General features: G+C 44.4%; 12 protein-coding genes. 8 read left to right on the top strand and 4 right to left on the bottom strand.

What is annotated here, in order from left to right; translation table 11 throughout:
* Positions 1 to 32: 32 nt before the first annotated feature.
* Positions 33 to 638 (top strand): hypothetical protein, encoded by a 606-nt coding sequence (locus A0256_08115; protein ID AMR31392.1) that lies wholly within the window; start codon positions 33 to 35, stop codon positions 636 to 638.
* A gap of 7 nt (positions 639 to 645) precedes the next feature.
* Here A0256_08115 and A0256_08110 read toward each other — a convergent pair whose 3' ends face one another.
* The 4 genes from A0256_08110 to A0256_08095 form a co-directional block, all read right to left on the bottom strand.
* Positions 646 to 1,227: a TetR family transcriptional regulator gene (locus A0256_08110; protein ID AMR31391.1), complete on the bottom strand. Its 582-nt coding sequence runs from the start codon at positions 1,225 to 1,227 to the stop codon at positions 646 to 648.
* Positions 1,228 to 1,230: 3 nt separating this feature from the next.
* Entirely contained in the window at positions 1,231 to 1,644 is a 414-nt protein-coding gene (locus A0256_08105) for a hypothetical protein (GenBank protein AMR31390.1), read from the bottom strand.
* A complete protein-coding gene (locus A0256_08100) occupies positions 1,645 to 2,685 on the bottom strand; it encodes a phenylalanine--tRNA ligase subunit alpha (protein AMR31389.1) in 1,041 nt (346 codons plus the stop codon).
* 168 nt (positions 2,686 to 2,853) lie between these two features.
* Positions 2,854 to 4,044 (bottom strand): glycine C-acetyltransferase, encoded by a 1,191-nt coding sequence (locus tag A0256_08095; protein AMR31388.1) that lies wholly within the window; start codon positions 4,042 to 4,044, stop codon positions 2,854 to 2,856.
* 138 nt (positions 4,045 to 4,182) lie between these two features.
* Between A0256_08095 and A0256_08090 the strand changes: the two genes are divergently transcribed.
* The 7 genes from A0256_08090 to A0256_08060 all read left to right on the top strand — a co-directional run bounded on the left by A0256_08090 (position 4,183) and on the right by A0256_08060 (position 17,941).
* Entirely contained in the window at positions 4,183 to 6,663 is a 2,481-nt protein-coding gene (locus tag A0256_08090; protein ID AMR31387.1) for a hypothetical protein, read from the top strand.
* A 122-nt stretch (positions 6,664 to 6,785) separates the two neighbouring features.
* Positions 6,786 to 7,751: a hypothetical protein gene (locus A0256_08085; GenBank protein ID AMR34475.1), complete on the top strand. Its 966-nt coding sequence runs from the start codon at positions 6,786 to 6,788 to the stop codon at positions 7,749 to 7,751.
* Between the two features lie 104 nt (positions 7,752 to 7,855).
* A complete protein-coding gene (locus A0256_08080; GenBank protein AMR31386.1) occupies positions 7,856 to 10,741 on the top strand; it encodes a transcriptional regulator in 2,886 nt (961 codons plus the stop codon).
* A gap of 260 nt (positions 10,742 to 11,001) precedes the next feature.
* Positions 11,002 to 14,001, top strand: a complete 3,000-nt coding sequence (locus tag A0256_08075) for a SusC/RagA family TonB-linked outer membrane protein (GenBank protein ID AMR31385.1) — start codon at positions 11,002 to 11,004, stop codon at positions 13,999 to 14,001.
* Positions 14,002 to 14,010: 9 nt separating this feature from the next.
* The gene (locus A0256_08070; protein ID AMR31384.1) at positions 14,011 to 15,546 is read left to right on the top strand and encodes a carbohydrate-binding protein SusD; all 1,536 of its coding nucleotides are present in this window, start codon (positions 14,011 to 14,013) and stop codon (positions 15,544 to 15,546) included.
* A 109-nt stretch (positions 15,547 to 15,655) separates the two neighbouring features.
* Entirely contained in the window at positions 15,656 to 17,005 is a 1,350-nt protein-coding gene (locus A0256_08065; GenBank protein ID AMR31383.1) for a beta-glucosidase, read from the top strand.
* A gap of 168 nt (positions 17,006 to 17,173) precedes the next feature.
* Positions 17,174 to 17,941: a phospholipase gene (locus tag A0256_08060; GenBank protein AMR34474.1), complete on the top strand. Its 768-nt coding sequence runs from the start codon at positions 17,174 to 17,176 to the stop codon at positions 17,939 to 17,941.
* Positions 17,942 to 17,978 lie beyond the last annotated feature (37 nt).

Below are 17,978 nucleotides of genomic sequence, written 5' to 3'. Positions count from 1 at the left end.
GCTATTATATTTACATCTCCTAAACTAAGATTATGACTAAAACCCAACTTAAAAAATACTTTAAGCCTTCCCGTCACGAGGATAAATACATAGTTGCCCAACTAAACGACAAGATAATGCCTATTGACCGTGTAGAAATTTACGGAGACCCGCTTGATGAGTTTTTAAAAATGAAATATTATGGGCGAGTAACTGGAGGAGGTACTTTACTTTCGGAAAGTGGGGAAAACGAATATTGTGATATCGAAATTAAAGTGATCGACGAAACATTTAACCAGCAGGCTGTATCAGAAATTATAGCTAAGCTTGAAGAACTGGGTGCGCCAAAGGGCTCGCAACTTATCATTGAATCTTCCGGACAAAAAATTCCATTTGGAAAGCTGGAAGGTATGGCTGTCTATCTAGACGGAATAACCCTCTCAGATGAAGTTTACAAAAATTCAGATGCTGAAGCTGTGGCAGATAAAATAAAGCATTTAACAGGTTTAAGCAGTGATATATTTAGGCATTGGCAGGGGAATACGGAAACAGCGCTATATTTTTATGGACCATCATTCGTCAACATGAGATTGGCAATTACAGAACTCTTAGCAACTGATCCCGAATGCGAAAACGCCCGGATCGTACAAATAGCGTAAATGAAATTTACACCAATATCGCCGCCTTCACCAAATAAGGCAGAATCTCTTTTTGAAAGGATACGAAGTTTTTTCGAACATCGCTATCGCTTACAGAAGTAAACGCGAAGCTGAATACAATGCTCTTACTGCATTTAATTAAAAAGCGAAGGCGTTGGGGATAGGTTTCGTGCTTGCGGATGCCGGCCAGTTGGGTGAAACTCATTACCAGCAGATCTTCCAATTCGTTGGATAGGTTCTTGAGGAAATCCTGCGAGTTGGCACTTTCGCGGATAAAATCCCAGCCGATAAATTCATTGCAAACCGTGTAGGATAAGCGGCAGGTTTTCATGATGAGGCTATTGAGATAGGCCTCTTCATCCATCTCCGGCAACTTCGTGTTAACCAATTCGTCCACGCTTGCCTTAATGTAATCCATCAGCAGTACGTGCAAAATGGCTTCTTTGCTCTCAAAATATTTGTAAATAGTAGCCTTTGCAATCTTGGCCCGCTTAGCAATTTCGTTTACACTTGTTTTATGGTAACCGAACTTGCGAAACAAATCCTGCGCTGCACGCTTGATACTATCTTTAATTTTGTCGGCCTCCATGGATCAGTTTGAAACAAATATCTCAAAATTACTGACATTTACGGTATAAGCGCGAAGAGATTTTGTGGCAGGGGCCTTAACGGGGCTGCCATCTGATAAAGAAAATTTTGCCCCACTGCATGGATCGGTAGCGGTAAACCCACTTGCATCAGGTGTTATTGCACACAATTTTTCGGGCTGATAGCTGCTGCACCGGTCATAGCAGGAGTAGGTACCATCGGCCTGCCGGTATAACAGCAAGCCCGCAATGCCATAGCCGGAGATGATGACCGAACCGCCCGGGCTGTTGAGTGCAGCCAATCGCGGATCGGTTTTAGAGGCTTGGAAGTTAACGGGCACACTGGGCACCAAACCCTCGGTTTTGCCGCAGGATAGAAATATAAAAGCTACAATAACAAAGGTAAGTGCCTGCTTCATTTAGATGATCTCTGTTTGGAATTGTTTTAAGAAGCGAACATCGTTCTCAGAGAACAAACGCAGATCGCGGATGACATATTTCAGGTTGGCAATTCTTTCCATCCCCATACCAAAAGCAAAGCCGGTAAATTTGTTACTGTCGATACCGCAATTCTCCAAAACGTTCGGATCAACCATCCCACAGCCCAGGATCTCTACCCAACCGCTATACTTACACATATTACAGCCCGCTCCTTTACAAATCGTACAGGAGATATCCATTTCGGCCGAAGGCTCGGTGAAAGGGAAATAGGAAGGGCGGAAACGTACCTTGGTACCTTCGCCATAAAGCTCCTGCACAAAGTGATAAAGCGTTTGTTTTAAATCCGAAAACGATACATTTTCATCTACATACAACCCTTCCACCTGGTGGAAGAAGCAATGGGCACGTGCCGAAATGGCTTCGTTACGGTAAACCCGGCCCGGCATAATAGCGCGGAAAGGTGGTTTACCATTCTCCATCATGCGTACCTGTACCGATGAAGTATGGGTGCGCAAAGCAATATCGCCTTTTTCTTCATCGCCTTTGCGGATAAAAAAAGTATCCTGCATATCACGGGCAGGATGTTCTTCCGGGAAGTTTAAGGCAGAAAAGTTGTGCCAGTCGTCTTCTATCTCCGGTCCTTCTGCTACCACAAAGCCCAAACGTTTAAATATGTCAATAATTTCGTTACGTACCAGCGAAAGCGGATGGCGAGAGCCTACTTCAAAACCATCACCCGGCAAGGTCAGGTCAATCTCGGATTTGGGATCTGCAATTTCTGAAGTAAGTGATTCTTTAATTTCTTCATAACGCGCCTCAGCCATCTGCTTAAACTGGTTAAGCACTTTACCAAAAGTGCGCTTCTCGTCAGCACTTACCGTTTTAAACTGTTCAAACAGGTCCTTGATAATTCCCTTGGTACCCAAATATTTAATGCGGAAAGCTTCCAGTTCGTCTGCTTTAGCTGCAGAAAAAGCTTTGATCTCGCTGGTATATTGATCTATTTTTGATTGCATTATAATGTTTCTTGTAGTGGACGTTATCCCAATTCCTTTTTAGTTTAACCTACTCGGGTATCTGCAAATAATTGATATACAGAGTTTCTCAGCTGCTAAGCCAGGTCTTCCAACCTTTCTATCGGTGCAGGTATAAAGTTAAGCGCTTTTTAATTGGAATTAATTTAATGTTTATTTAATTACCGCTAAATCCTTACCAACCTTAGTAAAGGCTGCAATGGCCTTATCTAAATGCGCCCGCTCATGTGCGGCTGAGATCTGTACCCGGATCCTGGCCTTACCCTGCGGTACTACCGGGTAGTAAAAACCGATAACATAAATACCTTCTTCCAGCATTTTGGCTGCAAACTCCTGCGCCAGCTTGGCATCATATAACATTACCGGTACAATAGGGTGTACACCCGGCTTAATATCAAAACCTGCCGCGGTCATTTGCTCACGGAAATATTGGGTATTGGTTTCTAGTTTATCACGAAGATCGGTGGTTTCGCTCAGCATATCCAACACCGCTATCGATGCACCCGTAATGGCCGGGGCCAGTGTGTTACTGAATAAGTATGGTCGCGACCGCTGGCGCAGCATATCGATAATTTCTTTACGACCCGATGTAAATCCGCCAGACGCACCACCCAGGGCCTTACCCAAAGTGCCGGTTATAATATCAATCTGGCCCATCACGTTGTGGTGCTCATGTGTGCCGCGGCCGGTTTTACCCATAAAGCCACTGCAATGGCACTCATCTATCATTACCAGGGCATTGTATTTCTCTGCAAGCACACAAATTTTATCCAGCTGCGCTATGGTGCCATCCATAGAGAAAGCGCCGTCGGTTACAATAATGCGATGGCGCAACCCTTGTGTAGCCTGAAGTTTCTCTTCCAGGTCGGCCATGTCATCATGTTTATAACGGTAGCGCTGAGCCTTGCACAAACGCACCCCATCAATAATTGAGGCATGGTTCAGCTCGTCAGAGATAATGGCATCCTGATCGTTAAACAGCGGTTCAAAAACACCGCCATTTGCATCAAATGCAGCAGCATACAGAATGGTGTCTTCGGTACCTAAAAATTCAGAGATCTTTTGCTCCAGTTCTTTGTGTATATCCTGCGTTCCGCAAATAAAGCGCACGGATGAAAGGCCAAAACCATGGGTATCCATAGCATTTTTTGCAGCGGCAATTACCTTGGGGTGTGCCGATAAGCCCAGATAGTTATTTGCACAAAAATTGATCACATCCTTACCTCCCTCCACGGTAATATCTGCTCCTTGCGGCGAGGTAATTATTCTTTCTCTTTTAAATAACCCTGCGTTTTCAATATCGGCCAGCTCTTGCTGTAAAACCGGCTGCAATGTTTTGTACATAATCTTATTTTAAGGCTGCAAAATTAAACATTAACCCCAAATGAACACCTATATGCCCCATTTTAAATATATTAACGCTATAAACAAACATTTTGAGGCAAACAGATATTTAAATCGAAAGCTATACACGAATCCCTCATGAAGAGATCCTTACCTTTCCTGTTATTTTTAATTACTGCCATCACGGCTTCTGCTCAGCAATTTACTTTGTCGGGCAAATTAACGGGGCCAAAAAACGACCCGGTTCCGTTTTCATCCGTATATATCCGAAATTCAACCTACGGCACCATTGCTAACGAAGAAGGCTACTACCAGTTTAAATTAAGCCCGGGTACGTACACGGTGGTTTACCGTTCGCCTGGGTATGCAGAGCAGTCAACTACTATTGCGGTAAGTGATCATAATGAAGTAAAGGATATCCAGTTTATTGGAGAGGCGTTCCGACTCAGCGAAGTTTCTGACAAATGGAAATACAATGCCGACCCCGGCGACACCATTATGCGTATGGTTATGGCCAACCGCGAAAAGCACATGAAAGAAGTCACAAGCTATTCCTGCGCAGTATATATTAAGGGGGTACAAAAACTTTTGAGTTCGCCAAAATCACTGGCCAGCCAGGCGGTTACTAAAGCACTCGACTTAGATTCATTGGGCCGGGGGATTTTGTATCAGTCGGAATCACTTTCCGATTTTAATTTTAAAAGCCCGGATAAAGTGCGGGAGATAACCATCGCCTCTAAAACTGCGGGTGTTAATACCGCCTTTGACTATAGCAAAGCTTCAGATCTGCAGGTAAATTTCTATAATAATATATTTAGCATAAACGGTTTAAGCACCCGGGGCTACGTATCTCCATTGGGCGAAACCGGGTTTAGGCATTACAAATACAAGCTGATTGGCAGCACGATACAGAACGGCCGGACCATTGATAAGATCCAGGTTATTCCACAGCATAACTATGGCCAATACTTTCAGGGTTATGTGTATATTTTAGAAGGCGATTGGAGAATTTACAGCGTAGATCTTTATCTCGATAAAAAAACGAATGCCCTTAACCTGGTAGATACCTTACAGGTAAAACAGCAATACATCCCTATTACAGATAGTGTATGGATGCCGCTATCGGTAAGTTTCAACTTTAAAGGCACAGTACTTGGCTTTAAGTTCGGCGGTTACTACTCCGGCATCTACAACAATTATAAAATTAACCCTACCTTTCCTGATAAGTTTTTTACCGGCGAAGTGCTGAAAGTTGATACCGCAGCCAACATAAAATCTAAAAACTATTGGGATAACACACGCCCTGTACCGTTAACCACGCAGGAAGTACGCGATTATTTCAAAAAAGACAGTTTAGCAACGTACAAAAAAACCGACGCCTATTTAGATGAACTGCAGCATACCAAAAATAATATTAACTATCCCGGGTATTTAATTTTCGGTTACAACGCCAGCAGCCGTAATCAAAAAGACTCGCTTTATGTATTCCCATTCCTGCAAACATTTTACTATAACACGGTGGAGGGATTTGGGATAAATGCTAAAGTACGCTACACCCGCACCATAGATGATTTCCATTCCTTTTCAGTGACCCCGGCTATCCGATACGGATTCTCTAACCGGTTATTCAGCGCTAATATGTTGTTTGAATATAAGGATGATCCATTCCACAACTCTAAATGGTGGGCAAACTTTGGCAGCGATGTGCTGGATCTGAACAATGTGGGTACCCGTTCCTTGTATTTCAATACGCTAAGCACCATTTTAAGCAAAAACAACTATGTTAAATACTACCGCTCTCAATACGGCGGCTTCGGTTATCAGCGGGAATTATCCAATGGCATATTGTGGACGGGTAGCCTCAGTTACTCCAGCCGGATGCAGTTGTATAATACCGCATTGGGCCATATTGTTAATGTAAGCAGCTCGCAATATACTTCCAACAACCCGCTGGCGCCACCAGGCACCCCGGCAGATGACCGCTCTTTCCTTTTTCCGGAGCACCAGGCATTAACTTTTAATACTTCGTTAGCATTCACGTTCGATCAGCATTATATTACCCGGCCAACCGGTAAGTTCAACCTGCCATCCAAATATCCTACCCTTACGGTTAATTATCGTAAAGGCTTTGATAACGTGTTAGGATCAGATGTAAATTATGATTTCGCTTCTGCAGATCTGTCCCAGTACAACATGCGAATTGGTTTGTTCGGCTATTCATCATTTAAACTAACGGCTGGCGGTTTCTTCAATAACAAGCGGGTATACTACATGGATTACTACCACTTTTTAGGTAACCAGGGTACCACCTTCGATCCTACCTATATTGGCAGCTTCCACTTCCTGCCATTTTATACCTACAGTACAAATGGTGCATTTTTCGAGGGCCATTACCAGCATAATTTTGCCGGTTCCATCTTTAACAAGATCCCGTTGCTCCGCAAGTTGAAACTCGAAGAGTTAATTGGGGTAAACTATTTAACCACCAAAGGCAACAAAAACTACAGGGAGTTCTACGTCGGGGTGCAGCGCCTCATCTTCCGTGTAGATTACGGTGTTTCTTACGCGGGAAACAACAAGTACCTGCAGGGATTCAGGATCTTCTACGGTATCAGGTAAGCGCATAGCATAAGACCAAAGCATGAAGCCGCGAAATGCTTTTTGCTTTGGTCTCTTTCCTTTACGCTCAATTCCTTATCTTTGCGCCTCATTTAACACCGTTTGCAGCGGTATCGATGTTTATGGCAACTTACAATACACTACTATACTATTGTTATTCAACAATAGCCGATGCGGAGCAATTTGCTGCCGATCATTTAAAATTCTGTAAAAGTTTAGCGTTAACCGGCCGGATCATTGTGGCAGAAGAAGGCCTTAACGGTACTGTTTCGGGCACGGCTGAAGCTTGCAAAACTTATATGGATACTTTACATGCTGATGAGCGCTTTGCCGGCATCGACTTTAAAATCGATGTGGTTGATGAGCCATCCTTTGTAAAGATGCACTGCCGCTACAAATCAGAGATTGTACACTCCGGCCTGCGCGATCCCAATATGATCAATCCGCAAAAACAAACCGGCAAACACCTGGAACCTGCCGAATTTTTGGCAATGAAAGACCGCGACGATGTGGTGGTTTTAGATGTACGATCAAATTACGAGCATAACCTGGGCCGGTTTAAAAATGCGGTTACGCTGGATATCGAGAACTTTAGGGATTTCCCGGCGATGATCAACGAACTGGCGCAATACAAAGATAAAAAGATCCTCACCTACTGCACCGGCGGCATCAAGTGCGAAAAAGCATCGGCCCTGTTACTGCATGAAGGCTTTACCGATGTATACCAGCTCCACGGCGGTATCATTAAATACGGCAAAGAAACCGGCGGAGAAGATTTTGATGGTAAATGCTACGTGTTTGATAACCGCCTTTCGGTTGATGTGAACAGTGTGAACCCGGTAGTAATTTCCACCTGCTTCAATTGTGGTAAGGTTACGCCTAAAATGATCAACTGTGCCAACCCCGAGTGCAACGAACATTTTACCCAATGCGATGATTGCGGAACAGCTATGGACGGCTGCTGCTGTGATGCCTGCAAAGAGCATCCGCGCAAGCGCACTTATGATGGCACAGGTTATTATGTAAAAGTACCTCAGCCGGTAAATACTGCAAAAAAGGGAGAAAGACTCCAGTTAGCAGGGAATTAACAGATACAGCAAGCTTACCAAACCAGGTAAGCTTTTCTGTTTATTCAATCTCAAACTGTATTTTCGTAAAATAACCAGCGCTTACCCAGGGCTATACTCTACTTATGCGTAAACTGCTTTTGCTTTTTTCCTGTTTCGCACTAATATCAGCATGCAGTTATGCCGTTGATATTAAAAGTATTGGGGTGCCTTACGTGCAAAATTATAGCAAAGCACAATACCAGTCGGGTAACCAAAACTGGTCGGTTACGCGGGATGAGCATGGCGTAATGTATTTTGGTAATGATGAAGGACTGCTATCCTTCGACGGGAAATACTGGCAGCTTAACCGGATGCCCAATGGCCTCATTGTACGCTCGGTTGCTGCAGATGGCAAGGGTAAGATCTATTCCGGTGGGTTTGGCGATTTCGGCTATTGGGAAAACAAGGATGGCTTTCTTAAATATCATTCGCTTAGCAGCCTGGTGCCAAAAAAACACCAGCCTATAAAAGAAGAAACCTGGAAGATCTATGTGGAAAAAAACAGGGTTATATTTCAATCCTTCGGTGCGATATATATTTATGCCAATGACCACGTAGAGGTTGTACAGGCGCCTAAACCTTTCCTCTTTCTGTTTAAAACGGGCAGCAGGTATTTTGTAGAGCAGGTTGATGCTGGCCTGTTTGAATTGAAAGGAAACAAATTAGTCTATGTACAGGGCAGCAATATTTTGGCCGCCCGGGTGCTATCAATATTGCCTTTTCAAAATGGCAAATACCTCATCGGTACTGCAAAAAACGGTTTATTTGTTTATGATGGTGTACAGGTAAAGCCATGGGTAAACCAGGCTAATGAATTCCTGAAAACCTACCAGCTAAACAATGGCGCGCTTATAAGCAACAAGTACATCGCTTACGGCACCATCTTAAACGGTATCATTATGATGGATACTGCCGGCAATGTGGTGCAGCATATCAATAAATCCAGCGGGCTTCAAAACAACACCGTTTTAAGCCTTTATGTAGATACCGAGCAGAATTTGTGGGCAGGCCTGGATAACGGGATCGACCGGATTGAAATTAACTCTCCCCTCTATTTCTATTTTGATAAAACCGGCCGCTTTGGCACCGTTTACTCCAGCATTATTTTTAATAACAAAATTTACCTGGGTACCAACCAGGGGCTATTTTACAGCGACTGGCTCAGTTCCGGCCCACAGCGGCTGTTCCAGTCTTTTGACTTTAAGCTTATCCCCGGTTCGCAGGGCCAGGTTTGGGAGCTATCATTGCAGGATGGCCGACTGCTTTGCGGGCATAACGACGGCACTTTCCAGGTTAACGGTGACGCCATTACCAAAATAAGCTCGCTTAGCGGCGGTTGGACACTCAAAAAGTTTAATGCCGACCAGCTGATCCAGGGCACATACAACGGCCTCATTATCTATCATAAAAATGCCGGCGGTAACTGGATATTTGATCATAAGGTTGAAGGCTTTGGCGAACCCTCCCGGTATGTGGAGCAGGATAGCAAAAGGCAAATATGGGTAAGCCATGCCTATAAGGGCATTTATAAACTAACCCTTAGCGCCGAATCCCGGAAAGTGATCTCTCAAAAATATTACGATAAAAGTTCCGGTTTGCCGGATAGCTATAATGTGGGCGTGTTCAGTCTTGATAATCGCATCGTGTTTTCTTCAGATTCGGGTTTTTACGTTTACGATGACATTACCGACCGCTTTTACAAATACACACAATTGAATACCCGCCTGCATAGCTTCTCATCTTCCAACAAGGTTATCGCTGCAATCGGCAAAAAATACTGGTTCATTAACCATGGCAGGGTGGCCCTGGCAGATCTGTCTATCCCCGGCAAACTCACTATCGATTCTAACCGGTTCAGTATGCTTAACGGCCAAATGGTGCAGAATTACGAGAACATCAACCTCATCAATAACCTCACCTATCTCATCAGTGTGGATGATGGTTTCGTGATCCTTAACGATGCTGACGCCCGGCAGCAGGCGCAATTTAAACTCCCTTCGGTACTCATCCGCAAGGTAGAAAACATTACAGACAAGGTAACGGTGATCAGCGATATCAGCACAGGCAACAACGATCTCGAAATTCCCTATAACCAAAACAACATCCGGATAGCTTATACCCTGCCCTATTACCGGCAATCAAAAATAAAGTTTCAGTACTACCTGGAGGGTTACTCGAGGCAATGGAGCGACTGGAGCCCGCAAAGCCAGCGTGAGTTTACCAATTTAAGCCAGGGCACCTATCACTTTAAAGTGCGTTCTAAAATCAATGATGAGCATATTTCCCCGGTAACTTCACTAACTTTTAAAATATTGCCGCCATGGTACCTAAGCAACCTGGCTTTCCTGTTTTATACTTTATTGGCCATATTAGCCTACTATGCCAGCCGGTATTACTACCGCCTTAAATTGAAACGCCACCAGGCAGAGATCCAGGAAAAATTACAACGGGAGAAAGAAGAGTTCCTCCGCCAGGAAGCCATTGCCAACCAGCAACAAATTGTTACCATAAAGAACGAGCAACTACAGGCAGACCTTGCCAGCAAGAACCGCGAATTGGCCAGTTCGGCCATGAACATTGTTTATAAGAACGAATTGCTCCAAAAGATAAGCGAAGAGATCAATACTTTTAAAGATAGCGCGGGCAAAAAACTTCCTGAAGAGCAACTTAAAAAATTGCACAAAGTGATTGATGAGGGTATGAGCGATGAGCGAGACTGGAACATATTTGAAAGCAGTTTTAACGAAGCCCACGAGAACTTCTTCAAAAAGCTTAAAAACGATCATCCCGACCTTGTACCAAATGATATGAAACTTTGTGCCTACCTGCGTATGAACATGAGCAGTAAAGAAATGGCATCGTTATTAAACATCTCTTTACGCGGGGTGGAAATAAGGCGCTATCGCCTGCGCAAAAAGCTCAATCTAGACCATGACAAGAACCTCACGGAGTTTCTCATGGAGCTGTAACACTACATCATTACCACTCATAGCCCCTTTCGGAGCAAACAAACAACAGGTCGCATTTGTAGTATGTACTAAACACACTAACTTCAATACAATTTCTTAATTATCAGCATTTTCTGAATTTTTGAAAAATGATTTGAGAAAGCGTTTTAGCATTGATGTATTAATGTAGAGGAACAATATTTGCTTAACCTGCAATAACTCTGCAATTTTGAACCACAGAAACCAATTAAATCTACGTACTACTTAATTATCTACCCACTATGAAGAGAATTTATACCATCTCGGGGTTATTCCTATTGTTTACTTTTCTGTCAACTTTCGCTTACGCACAAAACATTGCTGTTAAAGGTAAAGTTACAGATGCTAAAACCGGCGAAGCACTTGTTGGTGTATCAGTTGGCTTAAAAGGAACAACAAACGGAGCCCAAACTGATGTTAACGGCGGTTTTACATTAAGCGCACCATCAGCAGCCACTTTAGTAATTTCCTATATTGGATATACCACTCAGGAAATTGCCATAAATGGCCAAACTACCATTGAAGTAAAGCTGGCCGGTAGCTCAACTGAATTGGCGCAGGTTGTTGTTATAGGATACGGCACCCAGCGTAAACGCGATGTAACGGGAGCCGTTGCCAGTGTAAACGGCGACCAATTAGCCAAACAACCCGTACAGACCGCTACCCAGGCCTTACAGGGCAAGGTTGCAGGCGTGCAAATTATTTCCTCCGGGCAGCCAAACTCTGCACCTATAGTACGCATCAGGGGTACGGGTTCGGTTTTAGCAGGAGCCAATCCCCTTTACGTTGTTGATGGTGTTTTAACTGATGACATCCGCAACATAAACAACGCCGACATCGTTAGTCTGGATGTTTTGAAAGATGCATCAGCAGCTATTTATGGTGTGAGGGGAGCAAACGGTGTAATTATCGTAACCACTAAAAAAGGTAAAGCTGGCCCTGCTGTGGTTAGTTATGATGCCAACGTTGGTTTTCGCCAGGTTGCCAACCAGATAAAACTGGCCGACAGGCAGCAATATGTTGACTATTTGAACGTAGCTAATCCGGGCAGGATAACCGCGGATGATAAGTCGCCGCTCACCATTCCCGGGACTACCGATTGGGCCGATGCGATATCCCGACAGGCACTACAAACTAATCATAACATTTCAGTTTCTGGCGGTGGGGATAAAAGTACCTACTTCATCAGCGGAAATTACATTTATGAAAACGGTGTTATAAAAACCAACAACTTTCAGCGTTTTAGTCTGCGTGCAAACAACGACGTAAAAATCTCCGACAAGTTGCGTTTCTCTGATCAGTTGTCGCTTACCCGCGGCGCAGAAAGAGCGGTAGACATCGGTGCAGTTTACGGTAACGTGTATCGTGCAGCACCAATTATTCCTGCTATCCTGGATGGAAAATACGGCAATACATCTGCATGGGGTAACGTAGGCAACCCGCTACTACAATTAGACAAAACCAATAATTTTGCCTTAAATAACCGCGTGCTCGGTAATGTTGCTATTGATTATAACCCTATTAAAGCACTTACCTTCCATTCTGCATTTAACCTGGATGCCCGTTTCAATAATGCTAAAAATTACTCCTACCAGTTTGATGCCGATGGCAATACCTTTACGGTAGGTGGAGGTAATCAGCGCCAAACAAACAGCTCTTTATTTGTTCAGAATGATAATTCATACCAATACCAGTGGGATAATACGCTGACGTACGATAAAACATTTGATAAGCATCATTTCACAGTTTTAGGTGGTATTGTTACTGAAAAGGGCCGGTCTAATTACATCAACGGAACCCGGATTGATGTACCGGCTAATCAGGACCAATGGTTTTTAGATCTGGGCAACCCGGATCTGAATGCATCGAACAGTAACAATGGCTCATTATTTACAAGGCAATCATTTATTGGCCGTGTAAATTATGATTACGCAGGCAAATATTTGCTAAGCGGATCATTTCGCCGGGATGGCAGTTCTAAGTTCAGTGAAAAATATGCTAACTTTTTTACCGTAGGTGCAGGCTGGAATATTGCCGAAGAAGAGTTTGTTAAAGGTGGCATCTTCGATCAGTTAAAATTACGTGCAAGCTATGGTGAATTGGGTAACGATAATATTGACCCATCCCTGTTTGTGGTAACCGGTGTACCTTACCAGCCCTACTATTTTAACAATGGCACATTAGCTAACGGTACCGTAATACAGGATATTAAAAACACCAATTTAAAGTGGGAAACCACTAAACAGCTGGACATCGGTTTAGACTTTGCATTTTTAAACAATCGCTTGAGCGGTGAGGCCGATTATTACGATAAAAAAGTGAACAACGCTTTAACGTATGTAACCCTTCCGGGCATATTGGGTGACCCTGATAACCGTTATATCACCAATGCGGCATCTTACCGCAACAGGGGCTTTGAATTTGCCCTGAGATGGAGAGATAATATCAGCCCTAAATTTTCTTACAACATTGGCGCAAACATCAGCTATAATAAAAACACGGTTTTGGGCCTAAATGGCGGGCAGGCACTTAATGCTGGTGGTGCCAACGGGCAAACCATTACCCGCACAGCTAACGGGCAGCCCATTGCCAGCTATTATGTTTTAAATGCTACGGGTGTTTTCCAAACAGCAGCCGAAGTAGCAGCAGCGCCTGCTAATACATTTGAAGCAAACCACGTTGGTGGCTTAAAATACCAGGATGTGAATGGCGATAACAAGATAGATGCGAATGACCGCATCTATGCAGGATCTTATCAGCCTAAGTTCTTCGGTGGATTTAATTTTGGGGTTAATTACAACGGCCTTGATTTAAGTGCTGATTTTTATGGCAATTGGGGCAACAAAATTTATAATGGTAAAAAGAATGCCAGAGGCAGCAACAATGATAACATTGAAGCCGGCTACGCTAGTGCCCGTTATACTACTGCCAATCCATCATCAACAGATCCGGATGTGATTACACAAAGCACGCCGCCATCCACTTACTTTATTGAGTCTGGCGCCTTCCTTCGTTTAAACAACTTAACGTTAGGTTATACTGTGCCGGCTGATATTGCGAAACGGATAGGTATGGCTAAGCTAAGAGTGTACTTAACCTCACAGAATTTATTTACCGCTAAACGGTATAGCGGCTCCTCTCCGGAATTGTTTAGTACGGATATACTTGCTGCCGGTATCGATGCTACAAATTACCCTGTTACCAGAACTTTTGCCCTGGGTGTAAATGTTCAATTTAAATAAGATACAACGATGAAAAAGATATATAGCAAAAAATCAACATTGCTTTTTATAAGTGCGGCATTTGCTGCAAGCACATTTAGTGCCTGCAAAAATTACTTGCAGGTAGATCCGCAGGGGGCAATTACGCAAGATCAGATTGCCTCTGACCCTGCCCAGGCAAAAAATTTAGTTACCGGCATTTATAATGTGTTTTATATTGGCGGGTTTGATCCGGATATAGATAGCTTTCAGTTTGTGATCATGTCAGATATCGCATCGGATGATGCCGATAAGGGCAGTACGCCCAATGATTATGGCGACGCGATGCAAATTGACAATTTAACAACATCAGCCGCCAATGGGGTTGTCAACAATGTTTGGACAGGCCACTACCAGGGTATTGCCCGTGCCAACCAGGCGCTGGATAAACTCAATGCGGCGCAATTTGATGTTGGTACAAAAAATGCGTTAATTGGGGAAGCCAGATTTTTAAGAGCTTGCTTTTATTTCAATTTGGTTCGCTTGTACGGTGGTGTACCTTTATTAGATAAGCTACCACTGGCCAGCGAAGCAAATGAAGACAAATATCAAACCCGCGCAAGCGCTGCAGATATTTATAAATTCATTATCTCCGACCTTGATTTTGCCGTAGGCAACCTGCCGGATAAAAATGCAACCGATGTAGGCCGGGCAAACAGGAGCGCCGCCCAGGCGCTGGAGGCGAAGGTTTACCTTTATATGAAGGATTACCAAAAAGCCTACGATTTATCCAAAACTGTAATTACCAGCGGCAATTATTCTTTGGTTAAAGACTATTCGCTGATATGGAGACAAAGAGCTGTAAACGGTGATGGTGGTAACAATAATTCAGAATCTATATTCGAGATCCAGGCAGGCATTAACAAAAACTGTTCAGCGGGTATAAATTTATACACAGTGTCTCAGGGCCCTCGTGCCGGTGGCAAATACGGCTGGTCGGATCTTGGATTTGGCTTTAACAATCCATCTTTAAGTTTAATGAATGAGTACGAACCGAATGATGTTAGAAAAGCTGCGACGGTTATAACCATACAGCCAAACGGCACCACTTTATTCGATGGATTCCGCATCCCGAGCCGCGATTCTGTGGAGAATGATCGTTACAGTTACAAAGCTTACCATAGCCGCACTGCAGAAGATAACTGTGGTGGTAACACAGACAGATTACCTAAGCAGGTGCGTATTTTACGCTATGCCGATGTATTATTGATCAATGCCGAAGCAGCTTTGCAAACAGGCCAGCTGGGCGATGCCGCTACTAACTTAAATTTAGTACGCCAGCGTGCAGGCTTAGGTACCGTAGCACCAACCCTAACAGCTATATGGCACGAACGCCGTATGGAGCTTGCCGAAGAGCATGACAGATTCTTCGACATTGTGCGGCAAAACGCCGTACAGCCAGGCCGGGCTGCTGCTGCTTTTGCGGCTCACGGAAAAACCTGGACGGATAGGGCTGCGCTGTTCCCAATACCACAAACGCAGATAGATCTTAGCGCAGGCAGGCTAACACAAAACCCGGGTTATTAATAAATACCCGCCAGTAGATTGGAGAGGCTGCCTGTATTATGCAGGCAGCCTCTTTCATTAAATCAAAATGGCTTTTATTTAGCCAAATACTTCAATAAATTCTTCCGAAATGAAAAAATTTGCATCAACCTTTCTGTTGTTGTTCATCGTACTGAGCGGCTTTTCCCAAAAGAAAGCGAAACCAACCGACGGCATCAAACCCGTTGGCATCATCAAAAACCTGAGCGATAGCGCACTCCTCGATGTGGTTCAGCGTCAAACCTTCCGTTACTTCTGGGATTTTGGGCACCCTGCCAGCGGCCTTGCCCGTGAACGCAGCAATGCAGCCTTCGATTATGGCAACGAGGTGGTTACCACCGGCGGCTCGGGCTTTGGCATTATGGCGCTGATTGCCGCTGATCACCGTAAATTTGTTACGCATGCCCAAGCGGTTGACCGGATGGTAAAAATTGTGGATTTTCTGTACAAGGCCGATTCTTACCATGGCGCTTTCCCACACTGGCTGAATGGCGAAACGGGCAAAACTATCCGCTTTGGCCGCCGTGATGATGGTGCCGACATTGTGGAGACGGCCTACCTGTTCCAGGGGCTATTGTGCGCCAAACAATACTTCACTGCCAACGATTCTAAAGAGCGCCGCATACGCGATGTGATCAGCTGGATGTGGGGCGAAATGGACTGGCAATGGTTTACACAGGATAACCGCGACAACCTGTACTGGCACTGGAGCCCTAACTATGGCTGGTCGATGAATTTCCCTATCCGTGGTTTTAACGAATGTTTGATCACCTACATTCTTGCCGCAAGCTCTGCAAATCATGCGCCGGTTACCGATGTATATCACCGCGGCTGGGCACAAAGTGATTTCTTTAAAAACGGCCAAACCTTTTATGGCTTTAAGTTGCCTTTAGGTTTTGATTATGGTGGCCCGCTTTTCTTTTCGCAGTACTCGTTCCTGGGCCTAAACCCTACCGGGCTTAAGGACCAATATGCTGATTACTGGGAGCAGAATCAAAACCATACATTTATTAATCATGCCTACTGTGTTGCCAATCCTAAGAAATTTAAAGGCTACGGTGAAAACTGCTGGGGACTTACCGCAAGTGATAATTACGAGGGTTACAATGCCCACTCGCCTACAAACGATTTGGGGGTGATAACGCCAACGGCCGCCATCTCCGCATTCCCTTACTCGCCAAAGTATTCGATGCTGGCATTGCGCCATTTTTATTATGACCTGGGCGACAAGATCTGGGGCGAATATGGCTTTACCGATGCCTTTAGCGAATCAAAGGGCTGGTACGGAAAATCGTACCTGGCAATTGACCAGGGGCCGGAAATAGTGATGATAGAAAACTACCGCTCGGGCCTGTTATGGAACCTGTTCATGAGCGCACCCGAAGTGCAAAGTGGTCTCAAGAAATTGAATTTCCAGAGCCCGTATTTAGGAAAAAATTAAACCAATAATGATCAACTCTTTTATTTTGGAGCGATACGGTTAAAGCCGGTAAAATATATTTGGCCCTGCATAAATCGATTTTTAATTATTTACGTTTAGAATGCAAGCCAATTATTCACCGATCTTAACACAGGCACTATGACCTTCAAAAAAATATTAGTAATTGGAATGCTGGGTGCCTTGCACCTGGCATTTCCTGTTTTTGCACAAGCGCAAGTTAATGGCGCGTTCGACAGGGGATCGTTCATCTCCGGGAAAGATACGCTGCCCTACCGCATCCTGTTCCCTAAAAAGTTTGATCCCGCCCAGAAGTACGCATTGATCTTTGTGCTGCATGGCTCCGGTGAGCGGGGCACGGATAACAATGCACAACTGGCTTACGGCCCCAAACTTTTCCTTAACGATACGATTCGCCAAAATTACCCGGCTATCGTAGTTTACCCGCAATGCCCCGCCGGCAGCTATTGGAGCAATGTAAAAATTGATACAGCAGGCGGTAAACGAACCTTCCATTTCCAGCAAGGCGGCGAACCAACCAGCGCCATGGGTGCATTACTGGGCCTGGTAAATCAAATGTTGGATAAGCCTTTTGTAAACAAAAAGCAGGTTTATGTGGGAGGCCTTTCTATGGGCGGTATGGGTACGTTTGAACTGTTGAGGCGCAAACCAAAAGTTTTTGCCGCGGCGTTTAGTATTTGCGGAGGCGATAACACCAATAACGCGGCTGTTTTCGCTAAAAAGGTACCGATGTGGATCTTCCATGGCGGAAAGGATAACGTGGTGCCGATAGATCACTCAGACGTGATGGTTGCTGCGCTGAAGGATGCGGGGGCCGAGCCAAAATATACCGTGTACCCCAACGACGGCCACAACAGCTGGGACGATGCTTTTAACGAACCAGGGCTAATTCCGTGGCTATTTTCGCATAAGAAGTAATTAGCTGGTTACGAGAAGCAAAAGAGGCAGTCTAAAA

Origin of the sequence: Mucilaginibacter sp. PAMC 26640, assembly GCA_001596135.1 — a bacterium.
GTDB lineage: Bacteria > Bacteroidota > Bacteroidia > Sphingobacteriales > Sphingobacteriaceae > Mucilaginibacter.
This window is presented reverse-complemented; position numbering and strand designations above follow the sequence as displayed.